We start from the raw sequence: 20,336 nt of genomic DNA on the forward strand, positions 1-20,336 counted from the left end.
ATGAGTACTTTTACTGCCGTAGAAAATATCAGCCGCCGCGACGTGTTAAAACTGTTTGGCGCAGTGGGGGGCGGATTAGCATTAGGGGCGAGTGGACTAACTTGGAGCCCCATGGCGTTGGCGCAGGATAAAGAAGCGCGGCTGAATCTGTTTATTGCCATTGGTGAAGACGACAAAGTGTACCTTACTTGCCATCGCTCCGAGATGGGACAGGGGATCAGAACCGGCATTCTGCAAGTCTTAGCCGAAGAGTTAGAAGCGGATTGGGATAAAATCGTCCCCATTCAAGGCTTAGCTGATAAACGTTATGCCAGCCAAAACACAGACGGTAGCCGCAGTATTCGCGAAAATTACGACCGCATGCGCCAAATGGGGGCGATGGCAAGAACTATGCTAGAGCAGGCTGCCGCCGCACGCTGGAAAGTCCCCGTGAGCGAGGTGCATACGGCCAGCCATAAAGTGCTGCATGCTAAAACGGGCCGTTCGGCCAAGTTTGGCGAGTTAGCGTTAGCCGCATCTGAGCAACCCGTACCCGCCGTTGAGTCGTTAACCTTTAAAGAGGTTAAAGATTTCAAGCAGATTGGCGCATCACGCCAAATCGTTGATATGGATGCCATGTTAAGCGGCAGCGCGATTTATGGTTACGATATCAAACTCGAGGGCATGCTCTACGCCAGCATCATGCGCCCGCCCGTGCTTGGGAGCGATGTGGCAAGCTTGGATGATACCGCAGCGCGCAAAGTGGCCGGTGTCGTGGATGTGTATCGTTTGCCCGCCGCTAAGGGCGCTCCCGCGTTTCAGGCTTTGGGCGGCGTTGCTGTTATCGCCACAAACACTTGGAGTGCCCTCGAAGGCCGCAAGGCATTAAAGGTCACTTGGACTCAGGCCGACAACAGCCAGCATGATTCAAGCCTCTATTTGAAAGAGTTGGTCGAGCGAGTACAGCAAAGCGGTAATGTCGTGCGCCAAGTTGGTGATGAGATCAAAAACTGGCCCGAGGCGAATACGTTAAAGGCGGTTTATACCGTGCCTTATTTAATTCATTCTTCTATCGAGCCGCCCGTTGCTACTGCCCATGTGACTGAAAAGGGCTGTGAAATCTGGGCATCGACCCAAACGCCGCAAAGTACCCAGCAAAATGTGGCCGCAGCGCTAGGTATGGAAGAAGATGCGATTAAAGTGAATGTCACCCTATTGGGTGGTGGTTTTGGGCGTAAATCTAAACCTGATTTTAGCGTTGAAGCCGCGCTATTATCGAAGCAATTCAAGCGTCCAATTAAGGTGAGTTGGAGCCGCGAAGATGAAATTCAAAACGGTTATTACCATGCTATCAGCGCCCAGTCCTATCAGGCACTGTTTGATGCCAGCAACAAACCGACCGCGCTTTTAGCCCGTACGGGATTCCCATCGATCAGTTCAACCTTTGCCGAAGGGGTGGAATATCCCTCTGGCGGTGAGTTGGATTTAGGCTTTGTGGATGTGCCCTTTGCTTTGCCAAATTTAAGATACGAAGCGGTAAAAGCGCAGGCGCACAGCCGTATTGGTTGGATGCGCTCTGTGTGTAACATTCAGCACGGTTTTAGTGTCGGTAGCTTTGTCGATGAAATGGCTCACAGAGATCAGATGTCTTGTCCCGATATGTGGCGCAGCTTACTTGGGCAATCAAGGCGTGAGACCTTTGATAACCAAGGCTTTAAATATGGCAACTATGGCGAAGAGCTCAATCGTCATCCCGTGGACGTTAGTCGCTATTTGGAGGTAATCGACGCGGTCGAAAAAGCCCAAGCTAAGGCGCCCAAGGCGGGTAAAAATCAGGGCTGGGGGTTTGCCGTACATCGCAGTTTTGTCAGTTATGTCGCCGTGGCTATGCTGGTGGAAGTGAGTGAGGATAAACAGCTTAAAGTGCTGAATGCCATCGCTGCTATCGATGCGGGCACGATAGTTAACCCTGATAGGGTAAAAGCCCAGACAGAAGGTGCGATTATATTTGGCCTGAGTTTAGCCTTGATGGGGGAAATCACTTACAAAGAGGGCAAAGTGCAGCAATCGAATTTCCACGATTATCCTTTGCTGCGACTTCCCCAAACCCCCGATATGGAGATCATCATTATTGAGTCCGATGCGCCGCCCGCAGGTGTGGGTGAGCCGGGTGTGCCGCCCGTCGCACCGAGTTTAACCAATGCGATTTTTGCGGCAACGGGGCAGAGGATCCGCAATCTTCCCGTGAATAAACTATTGCGAGTGTAAGTGTCGGCAAGAGGGTTAACTGAAAGCCGTTTGAACAAAAAAGCGCCTAATAAGCGCTTTTTTCGTTTTTTTACCACAAAAAATTTGCTTGTTAGCGATTTTACGGGCATTAATGCCGAAAATTAGCAATAGATCAGGTTTTTGTTACCAAAATAGAGGTAATTTAACCAATATGTTTACCCTAGCTACCTCAAAATACACATTTTAGAGCGCTCAAGGGTATAAACTTCCGTGAATAGAATTACTAAAGGGGTCATCCATGGAAAATCGTTGGCAAGTCGCTATTTCTGCCGGCCTATTGGCGGCTATTTGGTGTGGCGTCGCAGATGCTTTTCATCTGGTCACTTGGATCGGCTTTTTAGGTTGTAGCACTTTTTTTGCTCAACCTAAGGCTGGCTTTCAGGGCGTGATGATGGCGTGGTGCACAAACCTGTCCGGTGTATTTTGGGCTTGGCTCATTATCTCGGGCAGCAGCTTTTTTATTTCGCCCGTATTTGGGTATATTTTTACCGGCATAGCCACTTCGGCCATGTGTTTACAGGCAAGTTATCAAAAGCTTAGCTTTATTCCCGGCGCATTTATTGGCTGTTGCACTACCTTTGCTATGGCGGGTGATGTGGCCAATGTCGTGCCGTCGTTGATCATTGGTGGCTTATTAGGTTTTAGCATGAGCCTGTTAACGGGGCAGTTGGTTACTCTGACACAAAAGTGGTCTGCCGCCACACGTAACCAAGTTGCTAGCGCGGATTAGCATAATACCTGCTCAGATCTTATGACTGACATAGTTGTCGTGGCAATCTGAGCTATACTGCTGATTTAGTGCCAAATAGCATTTTGTTCTTAGGAATTATCAAGATGAAACAAATCCAGTTTCGTACCATTGATGCCATATTGATCAAGTTCAGTCTCAACGGAAAGTTTTGGGTAGTGTGTTCTATGGTGGCGCTGATCACGGCCGCCGTGGCGCTTGTCAACTATCAACATGCGCACCGTAACCTTGAGCAGGCCTCTATCGCTCGGGTTCAAGCTAGCGTCGATACCTTAGCGCAAGTTGCAATGGCGCAAAAGCTAGAAGCTGACGCCTTATCTCAATTTGCCAGTCAATACGGGTTAACTGTAACTTCAAGGCAAAGTGACGCGCAGCGTCAAGGGGATAAAGTGACGGTCAGCGCCAGTGTGTCAGGTCAAGCCTTACAACTGACGCAGAATGTCCATGAGTGGGAAGCCGATGCGCGTAGCGATGCTAACTTTATGTTCTGGTTAGCGTTAGTGGGTTTGTTGCCTTTATTCCAACTGAGTTACTGGATTTCAACTTCACTCGGTGGTGGATTATGGGACATGTACTTAGCCATCAAACGCTTAGCCGATGGTGATTTGAGCTTTAGATTAAACTTCTTTGGTACTGACGATTTCAGTTTGATTGCCCGGGAAATCGATCGCTGCGCCGACAATATGAGTGAAATGGTGTCAGCCATTGGCAAAAATGCACAGACCTTATCATTGGCATCCGATGAATTTAATCAACAGGCGGCCACCAGTGATAAACTGATTGGGTTCCAACATCAATTCCTCGATTCCGTTGCCGTGGCGATGGCGCAAATGACCTCAGCGATTGAAGAAGTCTCTGTTAATGCGAGTAATACTTCGTTGCAAACCAAGGAAAATTCAAGCCAAATGTTGGCCAGTCGTGGGCGTATTAGCCATACAGTGGAAAGCATTGGTTTACTCTCAACTAAGATTGGCGCGGCGTTTTCATCGGTGGAACAATTGTCTAAGGATGCGGCGAGTATTGATGCCGTGGTCACAACCATTAACAGTATTTCCCAGCAAACCAATTTATTAGCCTTAAATGCGGCCATTGAAGCGGCCCGTGCCGGTGAGCAAGGTCGTGGCTTTGCTGTGGTAGCCGATGAAGTGCGTACCTTAGCGGGTCGAACTCAACAGGCCACGGTAGAAATTCAGGCCATGATTGAAGGCTTACAATCTGGCACGAGTCGTTTATCTAGCATTACCATGGAGATAGTCGATCAGGCCGATGAAGGTCGCAGTGCGATTATCGCCGTCGGTGATGATGTTCAAGGTATGGCGCAATCGGTCAATGCGGTATTTGATATGAGCAGCCAAATTGCCGCCTCGGCGGAAGAGCAGAGTGTCGCCGCTCGCGACATTGCCGGACAATTGAATGAAATCCGCCATCAGTCAGAAACTATCAAACAAACAGCCCAGCGCAGTGTGACCTTAGCCAATGATCTGCACCATGCCTCGGTCGAGTTAGATGGCATTTTAAAGCAGTACCGCACGAGTTAATATGTCACCTTTAATGTGAGTCGTCGGCATGGGGTGTTGAGCAATAACGCCCGATACTGAGTCTCATGTTAAGTAGTAACGTATCATCCGACAATGGCGGAAATCTTAGATTTCCGCCATTTTAATTTGGAAGTACCCAAAGAACTATTTAGTTATATTGCCCCATTCCGTTCTATCAGCGTGACATTATCTAAATTGACGGTCATAGATTTCAGGGGAGAAAGTTATGTCTGAAAATGTCCTTTTTGCGGAGGGTATTTCACTGTGGTTGGCGGTGGAAATCTGTGTTTTGTAAAAATAGAATTTGGGGAAATTGATGGTTTCTATATGGCTGATTGTGTTAACCTTTATCGGAAATATTTAAGAAAAATATCAAGCAATTTTAAATTGTTTGTTGATGATAAACGTTCACCAGAGTATCACTTGTTCGCCTCGGTCAATTAAAATTGGCTTGGGACGCCGCTTAACGTTAGGCAACAATAATTATGAATAACGATCCATTTCGAAACCCGACAGATACCGAAATAGCTAGCGCAGAAAGCAAACTGGGCATCAGTTTTCATGACGACTACCGATCATTTTTGAAGTCTGGCAGCGATGTTGCAAACGCTACCTTTGAGCCTGCGGTAATTTTACCCGGCTCTGGCCATCTTGATATCTTTGACATTGCTGAAACAGCCTGGAATGTCATGGGTCTTCCAAGAGACCTTTTGCCATTCATCGAGGATAATGGCGACTATTTCTGCATAGCAAAGACGGGTGAGATAATTTATTGGTCTCACAACGGCAGCACTAAGGAAGAATGGCCGAATCTTTCTGCATGGCACAAGCAGGTTTGTGTAGACCTTGAGTAACTGTGATAGCCTAAATAGTGGTTCAAATCGTTCGCTCCGCTCTCAGTGATGGGTTAAAGCCTGCCCCTTAGCCAAACGTTAACCCATACAAGCATTTAAAGCGGGACTGCTGCTCGACTTCGCTTCGCTACACAATTTTAGCAAACGATTATCAGCCCCTTAAATGGGCGTTAAGCATTATGAGCAAATATCGAGATAAATTCGAATATCCGGAAAATCCAGCAAGTGCTGAAGAAATTCAGGCTCTTGAGAAATGGTTAGGAACAGATCTTCCGAGTGAGTATAAGAAGTTCTTGCTTGAAACTAATGGGGCAGAAATTCCGATTGGCGTGCAAGAACCAGATGACTCAGTTGTGCTCTGGAGCGCTAAAGAGATATCCGAATTAACAGAAGCCTATTGCTACGAGCAATACTTGCCTGGGTTGGTTGCTATTGGTTCAGATGGTGGGGGAGAGTCAATTGTCTTCGATACCACACATAATATAAGTTCAGAAGACTGGCCAGTTTATAGGGTACCTTTCGGCGATTTAACGAAAGAGTCTATGGTATTGTTGGCGGAAAATTTCAATGAGTGGGTTTCCAGTGGTTATTCGCTCAAGTTCTAAAATGTTTAACAAGGCCAGTCAATCTGACCTCCGTAAACTGTCTTCTTTTTTGCAAAAAGACGTAAAAAAGCTTCCAACTCACTCCGGCAGTTGCTGGCGGCGTTATGTTTAAAGCGGTAGAAATTAGAAAGAGGGCATCAATATGTCAGGAGAGCGAATATCGGGTGATGGAGAACGAGAACGATGTCCTGTACATGGGCATACGAGAAGGCTCTCTAGCAAAGAAATTAATGAGATTAAGCACGCTGTAGAAGTTGCTAACTCACAAGCTAAACGTAAGGGCATTACACCTAAAGATCCTCAAATTGGTCTTTTCAGTTGTAAATGTAATTGCTTCTATGTGAAAGTTGAATAATGGTCCGTCAATATGTTGATAGTATTATCAGAATGCGAACATAACAAATTGCTGCATCTGACATTTTTCCGTTCCTTCTTTTGTGTTTGATAACACAAAAGCTTCTACTCCAAAAATGCAGCTGAGCAAGGCGTTACACCATAGAAATTTCTATGCGAAATTCACTTGTTATAGCTGATGACCTAATACGCTTTTGTCCCAAAGCATGCTACCTATTTCTTTAAAAACAAACAGGTTTCGCCAATGCTAAACAGGTGAGCCTTGGTGATTTGCGAGACGACCTTCCGCCCCATGGCCGCTCTTTGGCGTCCATGCCATCGCGGCATTTGTGAATCCTTTCACATCAGATGGGGCGGTCGAGCATCCACGGATGGACTGGCTGCGAGTCGACGAGCAAATACCATGGCAAGCATGTGTGAGTGGACATCAGCAAACGCTAAACTCCTCACAACTAAAATTATTGGTCCCAAAACACTCGTCTTCAAGACATATCTGTCCAAAAGTGAATTACGTTCAGTATCACACTTGACTCATTTACCATTCATCGAACGACAAAGATAAAATATGTTTCGCCCATAAAAAAACATCGGCCTAAGCCGATGTTTTATATCTACTAAGATGGTCGAACGTTAGCGGATTAAGCCTCTTTGAACGTGCTCCAAATGGGCGCGTGATCTGAAGGTTTATCTATGCCGCGCAGATCGTAATCGACATCGGATTCGACTAAACGTGCTGCCAGTGAAGGCGTTGCTAAAATCACATCAATTCGCAGGCCGCGGTTGTCATCGAACCCTTTGCTGCGGTAATCGAACCAAGAATAACGTTCGATGCGCTCTGGATGTAATTGACGGAAAGTGTCGATTAAGCCCCAGTCTTGTAAGGTTTTTAACCACTCACGCTCTTCCGGTTGGAAGCTACATTTGCCGGTTTTTAGCCAACGCTTACGATTGACTTCACCTATGCCTATGTCTAAATCGGTCGGCGAAATATTGATGTCACCTATGATGGCGATATCTTCATCGTTGCTGTGATTTGTCTGCAAGTAGTGCATTAAATCCTGATAAAACTTACGTTTAGCAGGATATTTTGTTGGGTGGTCTATGCTTTCGCCCTGGGGGAAATAGCCGTTGAACACAGTCAATGGACGACCATTCGCTTGGGGAAATGTGCCGATAATCATGCGGCGCTGGGCATCTTCATCATCGCTTGGAAAACCCTTTTGCAGTTTTTCTGGTGCGATTTTAGACAGCATGGCAACACCATAGTGAGCTTTACCGCCGTGGTAATGCACTTGATATCCCATTGCTTCGACTTCGGCTAATGGAAACGCCTCATCGTGCACTTTGGTTTCTTGCAGGCCGATAATGTCGGGCTGGTGGCTATCGATTAAGGCTTGCAATTGATGCAAGCGCGCCCGCAGACCATTGATGTTAAAGGACACTATTTTCATTAAGGCAGGACTCGTTTAAAGGGTTTAACCACAACACTTTGGTAAACGCCCGCTTCGATATAGGGATCGGCATCGGCCCAGTGTTTTGCTGCCACTAAGGATTCAAAATCTGCGACAACCAGTGAACCACTAAAGCCTGCATCACCAGGGTTTTCACTGTCGATGGCTGGGTGTGGGCCAGCGATCAGTAAACGACCTTCATCGGCGAGGGCTTGCAGGCGAGCTAAATGGGCTGGGCGTGCGGCTAAACGTTTTTCTAAACTGTTCTCAAAATCTTGAGCTGAAATCATATACCACATTATTTGAGTTCCTTGCGTTGATCTTCGGGAAGGTGTTTATAAAGATAAAATACGGTCAGGACAGTATTAATTAAGGTTAAAGCGGTTAAACCAAACACTTTAAAATTGACCCAAGTTTCTAATGGCAAACTAAAGGCGACATAAATATTGACTAGGCCACAAGCGGCGAAAAAGATCACCCAATACCAAGTTACGCGAGCCCAAATTTTGTCGTCTACTTGCATTTCTTTGCCTAACATCGACTTTAATATCGATTTATTGAGCAATTGACTGACACCTAAGGCGATGGCAAACAAACTATAGATAATGGTCACTTTCCACTTGATAAAAGAATCATCGTGAAACACTAAAGTGAGTGTGCCAAACACTGTCACCATAGCAAAGGTGATTAAGTGCATCTTTTCAAGTTTCTTATATAGCGCATAGGTCACGATCAATTGAAGCGCGGTGGCTGCGATCAATGCGCCACTGGCGATATAAATATCGAAAAATTTATAAACGGCAAAAAAGATGACGAGGGGCAGGAAATCAAGCAGTTGTTTCATAAATAATCATGTTAAAGAGACATGGGCTTGAGTGTAGCATGTGCAACATAAGGGCAAAAGCACCATGGGCCTAGGATTGCGATCTTGCCCATTAAATAAGTTAGACTTGTGCTTGTTTGGCGGCGTTTGTCTTAGCGTTAGGGCGACTTAGTAGTGGGCAATCGTGGCATTGGCCAGTGTTGGCGAGTTGATACCTTAGGCAGCAAGTACGGCGAATGCATTGGATGTTTGTGCTGTCTTCTTTGGGTTCAACAATCAAATTGATGCTGTTATACAGTGGATTTTGGGTGCCATCAAAAAAGGTCGTTCGGCGAAACAGAGCTTGCTTAAGTTGCTGACTTTGTTGCTGAGATAATCCCAACTCTCCTAGATACCAGTGGATCAGATAGCCTAAGTGACTCCAATATAATTTAGCGGGCACGGGGCTCAAAGTGAGTAGGCGCTCAACACTCGGTTGCAGTAAGTTTAAGATAAAGCCTTGTAGGGCGAGTTCTTTATCAACTGGCGGCTTATATGAAATTAATGACGAGTGTACCTCAATGTCTATCTTGTTACTTGGCTTAGTGTTTATTTGGGTAAGTGGTTCGATGCCATGGTGTTTTTTAAAGGTCAAAGCGGTATTTGGCTGTTGCTTTGTTATTTTAAATTCAAATTTTGCCACTCGGCCACTTGCGTGTATCCGCATAAAAACGGACTGTGGCTGCCAGTGAATAGGCTCGAATGTGGCTTTTGGGGCGTTAAAAATCCACTCCATCACAGGCGGAACTAAAAGGCCAAAATACCATTGGCCCCAAAGTGAATGCAGCGCTTTGCGAGTGTCTTTTCTACTGGCCGCAGCGCTTTTACTGGCGAAAGCGTGCGCTCGGCTGTTTGCAGCTGTTTTAGTCGCCTCGGTTTCAGCTTCAGTTACAGTTTCAGTTTCACTCTGAGTTTCTGCGCTAGGGTGTGCGATGGCAAAACGTGCAATGAGTTTTTGATAAGTATCGGCGCAGCTCCATTCATCAAAACTGAACCCAGTAGGGGACTGCGTTGCGCTAAGGTGCTCGCCATAGAAGGGTGCCCGTTGATGTAACAGCTGATTGAGTGACAAAATAGTTTGATTCAACGCGTTGTGGCTTGGCGCTGTATCGCACAATGTTTGCAGTCTGGTGTCTCTCCGTTGGCTTGCCATTGTCACTCCTTATAGGGTTGTGATTGATTCCCGCGGTTATCGATAAGTCCATGTAAATGATTACCTTGCGAGCCCAAGATTTGGGCTCACAAGGTTTTTCGAACGATCTCAATAAAAGTCTGACTTAGAAGCGATAGTCCAAGGTTAAGCTGGCACTTCGCGGCGTACCGTATTGGAATTGACTATATTGACCGACTTGGCTGTAGTAGCTTTTATCTAAGGCGTTGTGCAGGTTTGCGCTGAGCTTAAGTTGCTCGGTGAAGGCGTAACTCGCCATTAGACTCGCTAGCGCGTAAGAGCCTTGTTCTACTTCGACTTTAATCGTGTCTATACCATTGCCTACAGGTTTATCGGCATCTTGGTAGACGCGGCTCTGCCAGTTAACCCCTGCACCAATTTGCAATTTATGCCAATCACCACCAAAGGTATAAGTAGTGAAGAGTTTTAACTGCTGACGTGGTGACGTGGTATTGATGCGTTTGCCCTTAGGATCTTCGGTGGTGAACTGGGTGTAGCCTAAGTAAACATTCCAGTCATCAGTGATTTTACCCGTAGATTCAAATTCGAAACCCCGAGTGTTAGTGCCATCGACTTCTTTGTAGATAGGAGTGGTGGTGCCGGGAATGAGTGTGCGAGTGTCTATGCCTATGTTGTCTTGCTTGATCTCAAACACCGACAGCGACATATCTAAGGCCTCATCGAATAAACTCGCCTTAATTCCGCCTTCGTAGTTTTTCCCTTTGACCGGATCTAGATAGCTTTTATCGATTTTTTGCTTAGTTTGTGGTGCAAAAATATCCGTATAACTGGCATAGAGCGAATATTGATCGGTCAGGGCGTAGGTGAGGCCGAAGTAAGTAGTGAGTTCGTTGTTGATGCTAAAATCGTAGCGGCCGCCAAAGTTATCTTGGTCGGTTTCCCACTCATTGAGGCGTAATCCGACGAGGACAGCTAACGCGTCGCTGAGATTAAGCTGAGTTGCTACATAGGCTGCACTCTGTTTGGTTTCGCCAAATGAACCCGTGGTATAAGTTTCCTTCCATTGAGGTTTTGGATATTGGAAGTTCGGATCGCGAAAATCCCCTAAAAGCGGTACTGCAGCCGTGGGGTAATAATAGGGATTGGCGAACTCTTGGCGTTGGCCATTCCAGCCAAACATCAATTGATGTTCTAATCCAAAGAGTTGGTATTGTCCTTCGGCGCGCAAATCCACATTGTGTTGGGTGCGACTGCCGTCGACATAGGCGATAGACCCAGCCTTTGCGCCGACATTGGTTACAGGATCGGGATAGCCCATGGCCCATAGTACATCGAACTCCAATGAGTTATCGCCGTAGGTGTAAGTCCCTTTTAGGTTCCAACCATTATCTAATCTGTGTTCGAGACTCGCAAAGGTGTTGAGGCCTTGGGTATGCGCCGAGCCCCAATCGGGCGCCGTTGAAGTGGCACGATCATAGTTAGTGCGACTGCCATCGCTGTAAAATAGCGGTAAACCGCCCGACATAGTGCCGCTCGGTGTGGCATCTTGGTAATCGACACCAAGGGTAAATAAGGTGCTATCGCCAATATCGGTTTCGACTATGCCGTATAGCGTTGTGCGCTGCTGCTCGTACCTGTCTTGGAATGAATCTTTATCCTGATAGGCGGCCACCACGCGACCGCGCACAGAACCCGAGTCATTTAAGCCGCTGGAAACATCGACCATACCACGCACATTATTCCATGAGCCCACACTTAACGAGGTGTTGCCCATAAACTCTTGAGTCGGGCGTTTACGGATAAGGTTAATGGCCGCCGAGGGGTTACCGGCTCCCGTCATGAGGCCAGTCGCGCAGCGTACCACTTCTACTCGCTCGTAGATGGCGGTGTCGATCAGATTATCCCCATAGTTGAAGCGAGTATCGTAGGTGGTTGGCACGCCATCGTACAAAATGCTGCTCACGGCAATGCCGCGGGCACTAATACTGTATCTGTCGTTATCCATTGGGCGGGCATTGATCCCCGCGACGCTGGTCATGGCATCAATCACGCTATTAAGCTGTTGATCATTCATCATTTGGCGGGTGATAGACGTGACCGATTGCGGCGTTTCTAGATAGGATAAATCGAGCCCAGTTGCCGTGTTCATCGCTTGGGTTTTATAACGGTTGTCGTGTAAGTCCTTAGCGCCAATGACATTGATGACTTCAATTTCTTTCTGGTGCTTTTTAGTCTTACTATCCGCATCGACAGTGTCAGCTGTGGCATGGGGAACCGTAGCTAACATGGCTGAGCACAGCAATAGCTTCGGGTTAACGAGGGCTTGCCGACAGACGAGTGCGATGCTGGAGAGAGGAAAAGTCTTCATAATGTTGATCTTTAATTCCGTTTAGGTTGGGGGTTAAACAAGCTGGGCCAACATTGGCCCATGCTAAAGTTTCGGGGTTATCCACTTTGTGGTGTGTTAACGTGTCCTTTGCTCAGCGCTGCTAAGCATAGGGCGCTTAAAGGCATGGCTTTGTCTAAAGGCCGCCAAGGGATTGTCGATGCCGCCGGCGAAACGCAGGTTTTTCTCCCTGTCGGCGAGGTCTATCATTTGTTGGTTATTATTCAATTGGATACGATTGAGGCACGTGCGTACAAAGCTGTCCTTAAACAGATCGTATTGGGCAAACTTGTCGGCCAAATGTGGATGCTGGGCTTGGTAATCACGTACATTGTCCGCCACTAACTCCCAGAATTGGCTTTCACTGACACTGGTTTGCTCATCGAGCAGCGGTGCTAAATAGCGAAAAATACAGTCAAAAATATCCAGTAAGATGTAGTTAAGTTTCATCTCTTCTTCAAGGCTCACCGCAAGGCGTTTTACATCATCAGGTAGCGGCTTCGCGCCATTGAGTACCGCGACTTCTTCGCCTATGTCTTTCATCAAAATCTTGACTGGCACATATTCATCGAGCACTAAGATCATGTTTTCACCATGGGGCATAAAGACCAGATCGTAGGCGAAAAAGGCATGTAACAGCGGCGATAAATACAGGTTTAAGTAGCGACTGACCCAATCCTTTGCTGGTAAGCCAGAGGCGGCTATCAAGGCTGCAATAAGGGCCTTATCTTCATGATCAGTATGCAGTAGCGCAGCCATGGTCATCAGATTTTGCTTAGGCTCAATGTGTGGCAGTGGGCTTTCGCGCCACAGGGCAGAAAGCATTTTTTTGTAGGCGCTGTCTTGGGTGAGTGCCTGCTCGTAATAATGGTGGTGGTAACCTATGGCGGCAATTTCCTTCAGGATCACAAAGCCTTGTTGGGCAAAGTAAGGATCGTTTTCAACCAAGTTTGCAACCCAAGCATTGATCTGCGGTGTGCAGCTCATGTAAAGGGGCGATAGACCACGCATAAAGCCCATATTTAGGATAGAAAGCGCGGTTTTGACGTAGCACTTTTGCGGTGATGCAAGATTGAAGAAAGTGCGTATCGATTGCTGCACTTGGTATTGCTCATTGCCTTCACCAAGATAAACCAGATCGCCACGGGCTATGTCGCCGGCAAAGACGCGGGCGATTTTTTCACGCCACTGCCAAGGGTGCACTGGCATAAAGTAGAAGTCCTGTGGATCATGCTGCTGGGTTTTAAGGCATTGTTGGAAGTCAGTGAACTGCTGGCCAAGCTCTTCCTTTAGTAATGCGTCGTGACTCAAGTTTTCGAGGGCGGCAAACGTGGTTTTGTGTTTGCGGACTCCAAGCCAGACTAACTGCATCGGCATTGCGCTTTCTGGGGCAAATTGACGGTAATCCTGCATATCAAAACCAATCCGGCCATTATTGGCAATAAACACCGGATGACCTTCTGTCATACCCGCTTCTATGCTCTGATAATCGGCTCGCGCCAGCGTGGCTGCGGGAATCGCCTGATGCGCTAACTTGTACGCCTTGCTGTAGAGGGTGCTGGTGATTTCTTCTAAATAGGTTGGTAGTAAGGTTTCGCTGATCCCTAAGTCATTTTTAAGGGAAATGATCAGCGACATCGCATCGAGGATTTGCTCTTGTCCTGCAAGTGAAACGCGGATGGAATCAGCATCGATAGCAAGATGATCGAGCTGATAATGTCGTGCACTAAAATAATAAGTGCTGTCTTTGAGCCTGAGTTCATAGTGATTGAGCCCCGCTTTTTGCCCGTATAGGGTAGGCGTAATGAGCTTCTCGTGGGTGAATTCGCAGAGGATTTTCTTCACTAAATGACGATTAGCCGCTTGCCAATAGGCGGGGGTTAAATGCTCTGGCATAGAAGTCGATGTTGTCGACAGCGCCGAGCTTTGCTGAGCATGTACTGCTTGGTCATGATGATCTTGCGTTGGCAATGGGTTCATTAATAAGGCTTTTGTGGGTAAGTTCATCTAATTCACCTGAAGAGTCGATAATGTTATGGGAGAGGCTACTGGTGCTGTGAGCGAGCTTGACTTTGCTAGGGTTGGGCTTGCTAAGTATTGTTCTGCTAAGTTTGGCAGAGCAGGCATTGACTGATCTGAGCTTGGCAGGGCTGAGGTTGTTTGGGCTAGACTCGTCAAAGAGGGCGTGCTCGATGGTCGAAGGCGCTGGGCCGCAGTGCAAAATCCGAGGAAAGCAGCTTTAGTGCTTAATTGAATCGCTTTTTCATAGCGAATGCCTATCAGGCTATTTAAGCGATGAATTTTGCTATTGAGTTGATCGGGTTCAACCACGAGGCGATTAAAGGCTAGTTTTTCAAGCACGAGCTGCGCTATCGCATCCATCACCTTCAAGGATAAGCCGCTGACGGGTTTGCCATCTGGCGGCGCGATAATCAGATGCATACCACAATCACCCGGCGCAACACGATAGTGCTGACCGACTTCATCGTGGACGGGATCGTAGAGTTCCACCATAAATAGCGCTTTGGCCTGCCATTCACCTATCAAGGCAAACTTGTGTTCTGTTGTTGCTAACAGATTTTTTATGGCATCAAGGTTCAAGTCCTGCATACCCCAAAACTTGGCGTAATCTTGGTTAAACCAAGACTGTAGTGTTGAAATGTCTTGTGTAAGGTCTAACGCTCTGAACTGAAAACCATTAATGCTCGAAATAGCGGATAGTTGCGTTAAACAATGGTTGCTAAATTGGCTTGCCATTATTATGCCTCCTGGTTCGGCGCCATTAAGACCGGCATATTGGTTCCCGCGCCTGAACTCACGGTTGAACTTGTGCCAGAACTTGGAATCTTGGTTGGAGGGATAGTTTGTGGCGCATCAACTTGAGTTTTTCTGTGTGGCGCCTTAGGAAAATGTCTTGGATTAAGATCCAACGTGTTAATTGCATTGGCGCCGCAGGGCTGATGACTGGCAAGTTTGGCCGGATCGAAGGTTTGAAACGCGATATGTTCCTCAATGTGGTAGGGCGCATAACCGAGCACGGCTTTTAAGATGGTGCCGTTGCGATAACAGCCCATACCCAGATCTGGAGAGCTTATCCCATGGGTATGCAAACCGACATTCTGGACAAAAATATCCCCCCGAATATCTATGCTGTAATCACGCTGCACGCTAAGTTGTCCGGCGTCATCGAATTCGACTTGTTGTTTAATACCACTGATAAACTCGGGTAAACGATAGTGGTAACCTGTGCCTAAAATGACGGCGCCCGTTTCTTGCTCAAAGGTGTGATTTTTTTCATTGTGGTGGAAATGCAACTTGAGCATATTGGCTTGGGGCTCGATATGAGTCAGCGCCGCATTCGTCATCAGTCGGCATTGAAAATCGGCCAATAGGCGCTTTTGATATAACAAATCGTAAATGTCGTTTATCAGCTCAGAATTTATCCCTTTGTAGAGCTGTTTCTGGCTGGCGATCAGTGAGCATCTTTGATTAGGGGTCAACTCGTGGAAGTAATCGACATAATCTGGCGAGGTCATCTCTAAAGTAAGCTTGGTATATTCCAAGGGATAAAAACGCGCTGATCGTGTCATCCAATTGAGTTGATAACCATAGGTATCAATATCTTGCAGTAGATCGTAAAACACTTCCGCCGCACTCTGGCCACTACCAATTACTGTGATGGCACTCTGACTCTGCAGGTAGGTTTTTTGCTGCATATAACTGGCGGTATGCATGACCCGTGCATCTTGGATTGGGCAATCCTTTGGTAGATAAGGTTCAGTGCCAGTGCCTAGCACTAGCTTTCGGCATTGATAGGTATGGGTTTTACCACTGCGCCTATCAAAACCTGTAACTCGATAAATACTTTCACCTGCGTTGTAATCCACTTGAGTGACCTTAAAACCAAATTTAAGGTTGCTGAGTTGTTGGCTCACCCATTGGCAATACAAGTTGTATTCGTGGCGGGGTAAAAAGAAATTCTCACGAATATAAAAGGGATAAAGTCTGCCCGTTTGCTTGGCAAAATTAAGGTAACTGTAGCGGCTGGTGGGATCGGCCATAGTCACCAGATCCGACATAAAGGGTGTTTGCAATCTTGAGGATTTGAGTAGCATGCCTGGATGCCAGTCAAAACTGGTTTTAGCATCTAAAAATAAGCAGTTAAAGCCGTCAATAGGTTCTGATAAGGCGGCGAGGCCAAGATTGAATGGGCCAATGCCTATGCCAAGTAGATCAAAGATTTCGCGATCCATTTCCCTTTGCTGTGTACTCACTTACGCCTCCTTGGCAACATGCTACTGCGCGTTGCCGATCCAGTAATCAGTTACCTAAGGACGCAAACCAAAGTGAATGCGGTTATCAAAATAGACTGTTTGGCTATTTATCTTGCGTTGATCAACTTGCTATTTTTAGCTCAGTCCTTAGGCCATTTCCTGCTGTCTCTGTCCCGACAACGGTAGGTAAATTAGCATGTGAAAATATTCAAATGCAAACCATTCTCATTTGGGTGGGGCTGTAGGTTAATACTTTTAACTGATAAATAAGGGGGGCGGATACGGTTAATAGTACAAATAAGTAAGTGATAAAGGGGTGATAATTAGGCAGAGTTTTAGGGATGTATCATTTAGGGTTTTACGAGCTCTATTTTTATAAAATATATAAATACAGTGGGTTACATTAATGCTTGAGTTGGTTCGAGAGCAGAGGAAAATTGATTTAGGTGGGAGTCATGTCATCCTTATACAATAAACATAGGTGCCGCTAAACGGTCAGTGTAAATCCATTGTAAAGCGTGGATAGGGGGCTCAATGAGCGCTTTGATTTAATACGATTGGTATGATGTAGGTCGTACTGTTTTAGTTTAAGTGAGTATGGGCAGGGTAACAGATCGAGCAATTATCGATGTAATTTTTAGTCGCTGTACGCATAAGAGAAGGAGTTCAAGATAAAGCCGTCCTAAAACGGCTTTGAAATAAAATAGTTAAATCGGAAGATTAAGTCGTAAAACTAGCGTAAATCGACAAAATGAGCTGTGATTTTACGCACCAAAGGTAACACCATCAGCAGTGTCGGAAAGGCGACAACCCATGAGATCAGCCAAGCGCCGAGCCAGAGTTCGAGAAATTGCGGTGAAGCGCCAACGCCATTGAAAGTGCTGATCCCAGAAACGATACAACTCATGAGAATAGAGAGAAAAAATGGCATTACAACCGTGGCATACTTGGCCGGTAATTTGGGTGTTCCCAAAAAAGTACGAGGTTTGTTATCGGGTAAAGATTTAGAAATGGTCATCGGATCCTCTAATGGATATGTATCAGGCGAATGATTTGTTACAGGCTAGCACTATACCTTTTTATATCGACTCAATTCATCCAATTTGTTACCCAAAGCTCGCCTGTTACATTGACCCAGTCACTGAGTGAGATAGGGGATTTTCCCAGTTCATTATCGAAGGGGAGCGGTAAGTTTGATTGCAACAGGTAAATCGTATCTTCGGGTGTTTGGCTGATGTCGATGATTTGTCCCGAAGCTTCAAAGTGACAGTTATGCAACGGGAATTTCAGATGCTGGTGTGGCGTTTGTTTAATCATATCAGCTTGAAGACTGGCACTCGCTAATCGGCCAAGCAACTCAATTGTGACCCATTGGTTAACCGGAAAGCGAATTTCGGCCTGCTGATCGCTACCTTGGTAGTAAAACCAAATTGGCGCACCATTATCGCATTTACCTGCAACTTCACCTTCAAAACCACAGCCCCAAGGCGTTAATTCGAGAATATAGATCCGATACTGCATAAAAAGTCCGTTTTTCTTCGATAGGGCATTCTATCGAGGAACTGTGACTAAATAAATACGCTGTCAGTGTAGTACTGCGTGAGTGTCAGTATTGCCTTGATAGATAGTGTTTGAGGGAGATAAAGGCTGAGTAAACATAGAGCTTGGTAAATACAAACAAAATAAGCGAGGCGACGAGTCTACCTCACTTATTTTATTTGTAATTGAATTCTTGATTTATATTGGATTATTTAAATCAAGACTCGCTTAGGTTGCAGCCTTCATTGCGCGAGTAAATTCCCCAAGCGTTGCAAGTAGCTTAACTTCATCGTGCTGGTGGGTTTCGATAATTTTTACTACAGCAGAGCCAGAAATCGCACCCGCAGCGCCCGCTTTGATGGCGGCACTTACCTGTGAAGGTTCGGCAATACCAAAACCGAGGAGCGGTGGTGGGGCGTTAAAGGCTTTTAATTTAGATAAAATTTCCTCTACCGGCACGCCAGCTTTCGTGTCTGTGCCTGTGACTCCCGCGCGGGATAAGAGATAGGTGTAACCTTCACCACTTTTACTCACTTGCTCAAGGGTTTCACTGTCGGCATTGGGCGGCGCGATAAAAATCGGCGCAATACCATGGGCTTTAGCGGCTTCGCTAAAGGGCGCTGATTCTTCTACTGGTACATCGGCGATAAGCACTGAATCAACGCCCGCTTGCTGCGCTTTGGCGTAAAACGCATCTATGCCGTTAGCAAACACCAAGTTCGCATACAGCAGCAAACCGATTGGTAGTTCTGGGTATTTTGCACGCACTTGCGCCAGTAATTCAAAACACGCCGTTGGAGTCGTGCCTGCGGCTAAAGAACGCAGGTTAGCGCCTTGGATCACTGGGCCATCGGCCAAGGGATCGGAAAACGGAAAGCCCAGTTCTAAGGCATCGGCGCCGTTTTGCACTAAGGTATCGATAATTTTTAGCGATAACTCAGGGCTAGGATCGCCAAGGGTGACGAAGGGGACAAAAGCGCCACGGCCTTCAGTTTTGAGTTTGGCAAAGGTGGCTTGGTAACGGCCAGTGTTGGTAGACGTGTCACTCATGTTTATTATTCCTCTTTACCATTCAAAATGTCAGAAACGGTGAAAATATCTTTGTCGCCACGACCGGAAAGATTGACCACTAAAATGGTTTCTTTGGTGCACTCGCGCGCCATTTTGACGGCATAGGCGATAGCATGCGCTGATTCTAATGCGGGGATAATCCCTTCACAGCGCGCCAGTTGTTGGAAGGCTTCTAAGGCTTCATCGTCGGTAGCCGATTCATAACGGGCGCGGCCTGTAGCATTAAGATGCGCGTGCTGCGGGCCAACGGAGGGGAAGTCCAATCCGGCTGAAATCGAGTAAGATTCTTCAATTTGCCCTTCGCTGTCTTGCATCAAAGGCGCTTTCATACCGAAGAAAATACCTGTCTTACCGTGTTTAAGCGGCGCGCCGTGCATTGGCGTGTCTATGCCTTTACCCGCAGGTTCGACGCCAATCAGTTCGACACTTGGTTCGTCGATAAAGTCAGCAAAAATGCCGATAGCGTTGGAACCGCCGCCAACACAAGCGATAACGGCATCGGGCAGGCGACCTTCACGTTCCAGCATTTGCTTCTTGGTTTCTTCGCCAATAATGCGTTGGAATTCACGCACTATGGTTGGGAACGGATGTGGCCCCGCAGCCGTGCCCAGAAGATAGTGGGCTTTTTCGTAGCTGCCAGACCAGTCGCGCATCGCCTCGTTACAGGCATCTTTTAGGGTGGCAGAACCTGAGGTGACAGGGATTACTTCCGCGCCCATCAAACGCATTCTAAATACGTTAGGTGATTGGCGCGCAACGTCTTTGGCACCCATATAGACTTTACATTTTAAGCCTAACAGCGCGCAGGCAAGGGCGGTGGCAACGCCGTGTTGTCCTGCGCCAGTTTCGGCAATAATTTCTTTTTTACCCATGCGCTTAGCAAGGAGGGCTTGGCCTAACACTTGGTTAGTTTTATGGGCACCGCCGTGGAGTAAATCTTCCCGTTTAAGGTAGATTTTCACCATAGGATTTGGGCTTAAATTGCGGGTTAAGGTCAGTGCTGTTGGGCGACCTGCGTAGTTCTTCAGTAAATCGGTAAACTCGGCTTTAAAGTCTTCATCTTCCTGCGCTTCCACAAAGGCAGTTTCTAATTGCTTAAGGGCTGGCACTAAAATCTGTGGCACATACATGCCGCCGTATTCGCCGAAATAAGGGTTAAGCTTTAACTTTGACATACCTTTTTCCTTATCTTATCAATCAGTTTGTCAGTGGCTTCGATTGTGCTAACAGCGTCTTGGGGTTAACCGCATCGTT

Annotated in this window: 17 protein-coding genes; 5 read left to right on the forward strand and 12 right to left on the reverse strand. The window is 46.8% G+C overall.

Going from position 1 to position 20,336, the window contains the following annotated elements:
* The 5 genes from ACHA99_RS17455 (at position 1) to ACHA99_RS17475 (ending at position 6,013) form a co-directional block, all read left to right on the forward strand.
* Complete coding sequence (locus ACHA99_RS17455) at positions 1 to 2,247, forward strand: molybdopterin cofactor-binding domain-containing protein (protein ID WP_393944100.1); 2,247 nt, start codon at positions 1 to 3, stop codon at positions 2,245 to 2,247.
* A 259-nt stretch (positions 2,248 to 2,506) separates the two neighbouring features.
* The gene (locus ACHA99_RS17460; protein WP_028761013.1) at positions 2,507 to 2,998 is read left to right on the forward strand and encodes a DUF1097 domain-containing protein; all 492 of its coding nucleotides are present in this window, start codon (positions 2,507 to 2,509) and stop codon (positions 2,996 to 2,998) included.
* A gap of 104 nt (positions 2,999 to 3,102) precedes the next feature.
* Positions 3,103 to 4,554, forward strand: a complete 1,452-nt coding sequence (locus tag ACHA99_RS17465; RefSeq protein ID WP_263175604.1) for a methyl-accepting chemotaxis protein — start codon at positions 3,103 to 3,105, stop codon at positions 4,552 to 4,554.
* A 485-nt stretch (positions 4,555 to 5,039) separates the two neighbouring features.
* Positions 5,040 to 5,408 carry an SMI1/KNR4 family protein gene (locus tag ACHA99_RS17470; protein WP_028761011.1) on the forward strand — a complete coding sequence of 123 codons (369 nt, stop codon included), beginning with the start codon at positions 5,040 to 5,042 and terminating at the stop codon, positions 5,406 to 5,408.
* Positions 5,409 to 5,587: 179 nt separating this feature from the next.
* Positions 5,588 to 6,013, forward strand: coding sequence for an SMI1/KNR4 family protein (locus ACHA99_RS17475; RefSeq protein WP_393944101.1), 426 nt, complete (start codon positions 5,588 to 5,590; stop codon positions 6,011 to 6,013).
* Between the two features lie 992 nt (positions 6,014 to 7,005).
* Here ACHA99_RS17475 and xthA read toward each other — a convergent pair.
* From xthA to trpB, 12 genes are all read right to left on the reverse strand, one after another.
* Positions 7,006 to 7,818: an exodeoxyribonuclease III gene (gene xthA / locus ACHA99_RS17480; RefSeq protein WP_393944103.1), complete on the reverse strand. Its 813-nt coding sequence runs from the start codon at positions 7,816 to 7,818 to the stop codon at positions 7,006 to 7,008.
* A complete protein-coding gene (locus tag ACHA99_RS17485; RefSeq protein WP_028761008.1) occupies positions 7,818 to 8,117 on the reverse strand; it encodes a YciI family protein in 300 nt (99 codons plus the stop codon). Before ACHA99_RS17485 ends, xthA begins: the two co-directional genes overlap by 1 nt.
* Positions 8,117 to 8,662, reverse strand: a complete 546-nt coding sequence (locus tag ACHA99_RS17490; RefSeq protein ID WP_028761007.1) for a septation protein A — start codon at positions 8,660 to 8,662, stop codon at positions 8,117 to 8,119. The genes ACHA99_RS17485 and ACHA99_RS17490 overlap by 1 nt, the downstream gene beginning before the upstream one ends.
* 100 nt (positions 8,663 to 8,762) lie before the next feature.
* On the reverse strand, positions 8,763 to 9,833 hold the full coding sequence (gene fhuF / locus ACHA99_RS17495) for a siderophore-iron reductase FhuF (RefSeq protein ID WP_173244096.1): 1,071 nt from the start codon (positions 9,831 to 9,833) through the stop codon (positions 8,763 to 8,765).
* Between the two features lie 124 nt (positions 9,834 to 9,957).
* Positions 9,958 to 12,180, reverse strand: coding sequence for a TonB-dependent siderophore receptor (locus ACHA99_RS17500; protein WP_393944106.1), 2,223 nt, complete (start codon positions 12,178 to 12,180; stop codon positions 9,958 to 9,960).
* 96 nt (positions 12,181 to 12,276) lie between these two features.
* A complete protein-coding gene (locus ACHA99_RS17505) occupies positions 12,277 to 14,205 on the reverse strand; it encodes an IucA/IucC family protein (protein WP_393944108.1) in 1,929 nt (642 codons plus the stop codon).
* The gene (locus tag ACHA99_RS17510; RefSeq protein WP_393944110.1) at positions 14,206 to 14,955 is read right to left on the reverse strand and encodes a GNAT family N-acetyltransferase; all 750 of its coding nucleotides are present in this window, start codon (positions 14,953 to 14,955) and stop codon (positions 14,206 to 14,208) included.
* A 2-nt stretch (positions 14,956 to 14,957) separates the two neighbouring features.
* Positions 14,958 to 16,472, reverse strand: a complete 1,515-nt coding sequence (locus tag ACHA99_RS17515; protein ID WP_393944112.1) for a lysine N(6)-hydroxylase/L-ornithine N(5)-oxygenase family protein — start codon at positions 16,470 to 16,472, stop codon at positions 14,958 to 14,960.
* A 733-nt stretch (positions 16,473 to 17,205) separates the two neighbouring features.
* Positions 17,206 to 17,490 (reverse strand): DUF2798 domain-containing protein, encoded by a 285-nt coding sequence (locus tag ACHA99_RS17520; protein WP_028761002.1) that lies wholly within the window; start codon positions 17,488 to 17,490, stop codon positions 17,206 to 17,208.
* Between the two features lie 71 nt (positions 17,491 to 17,561).
* Positions 17,562 to 17,993: a glycerate kinase gene (locus ACHA99_RS17525; RefSeq protein ID WP_393944114.1), complete on the reverse strand. Its 432-nt coding sequence runs from the start codon at positions 17,991 to 17,993 to the stop codon at positions 17,562 to 17,564.
* 246 nt (positions 17,994 to 18,239) lie between these two features.
* Positions 18,240 to 19,061, reverse strand: coding sequence for a tryptophan synthase subunit alpha (gene trpA / locus ACHA99_RS17530; RefSeq protein WP_168824199.1), 822 nt, complete (start codon positions 19,059 to 19,061; stop codon positions 18,240 to 18,242).
* Between the two features lie 5 nt (positions 19,062 to 19,066).
* Positions 19,067 to 20,257, reverse strand: a complete 1,191-nt coding sequence (trpB, locus tag ACHA99_RS17535; RefSeq protein ID WP_393944116.1) for a tryptophan synthase subunit beta — start codon at positions 20,255 to 20,257, stop codon at positions 19,067 to 19,069.
* Between the last annotated feature and the right edge of the window lie 79 nt (positions 20,258 to 20,336).

It is taken from the genome of Shewanella sp. S23-S33 (assembly GCF_043359565.1).
Taxonomy (GTDB): Bacteria; Pseudomonadota; Gammaproteobacteria; order Enterobacterales; family Shewanellaceae; genus Shewanella; species Shewanella oncorhynchi.

Bases quoted from the DNA above. Each gene is read 5' to 3' on its own strand.
- ACHA99_RS17455 (WP_393944100.1), top strand. From the start codon at position 1: ATGAGTACTTTTACTGCCGTAGAAAATATCAGCCGCCGCGACGTGTTA.
- ACHA99_RS17460 (WP_028761013.1), top strand. From the start codon at position 2,507: ATGGAAAATCGTTGGCAAGTCGCTATTTCTGCCGGCCTATTGGCGGCT.
- ACHA99_RS17465 (WP_263175604.1), top strand. From the start codon at position 3,103: ATGAAACAAATCCAGTTTCGTACCATTGATGCCATATTGATCAAGTTC.
- ACHA99_RS17525 (WP_393944114.1), bottom strand. From the start codon at position 17,993: ATGCAGTATCGGATCTATATTCTCGAATTAACGCCTTGGGGCTGTGGT.
- ACHA99_RS17475 (WP_393944101.1), top strand. From the start codon at position 5,588: ATGAGCAAATATCGAGATAAATTCGAATATCCGGAAAATCCAGCAAGT.
- trpA (WP_168824199.1), bottom strand. From the start codon at position 19,061: ATGAGTGACACGTCTACCAACACTGGCCGTTACCAAGCCACCTTTGCC.
- fhuF (WP_173244096.1), bottom strand. From the start codon at position 9,833: ATGGCAAGCCAACGGAGAGACACCAGACTGCAAACATTGTGCGATACA.
- ACHA99_RS17510 (WP_393944110.1), bottom strand. From the start codon at position 14,955: ATGGCAAGCCAATTTAGCAACCATTGTTTAACGCAACTATCCGCTATT.
- ACHA99_RS17505 (WP_393944108.1), bottom strand. From the start codon at position 14,205: ATGAACTTACCCACAAAAGCCTTATTAATGAACCCATTGCCAACGCAA.
- ACHA99_RS17485 (WP_028761008.1), bottom strand. From the start codon at position 8,117: ATGTGGTATATGATTTCAGCTCAAGATTTTGAGAACAGTTTAGAAAAA.
- ACHA99_RS17520 (WP_028761002.1), bottom strand. From the start codon at position 17,490: ATGACCATTTCTAAATCTTTACCCGATAACAAACCTCGTACTTTTTTG.
- ACHA99_RS17500 (WP_393944106.1), bottom strand. From the start codon at position 12,180: ATGAAGACTTTTCCTCTCTCCAGCATCGCACTCGTCTGTCGGCAAGCC.
- ACHA99_RS17470 (WP_028761011.1), top strand. From the start codon at position 5,040: ATGAATAACGATCCATTTCGAAACCCGACAGATACCGAAATAGCTAGC.
- trpB (WP_393944116.1), bottom strand. From the start codon at position 20,257: ATGTCAAAGTTAAAGCTTAACCCTTATTTCGGCGAATACGGCGGCATG.
- xthA (WP_393944103.1), bottom strand. From the start codon at position 7,818: ATGAAAATAGTGTCCTTTAACATCAATGGTCTGCGGGCGCGCTTGCAT.
- ACHA99_RS17490 (WP_028761007.1), bottom strand. From the start codon at position 8,662: ATGAAACAACTGCTTGATTTCCTGCCCCTCGTCATCTTTTTTGCCGTT.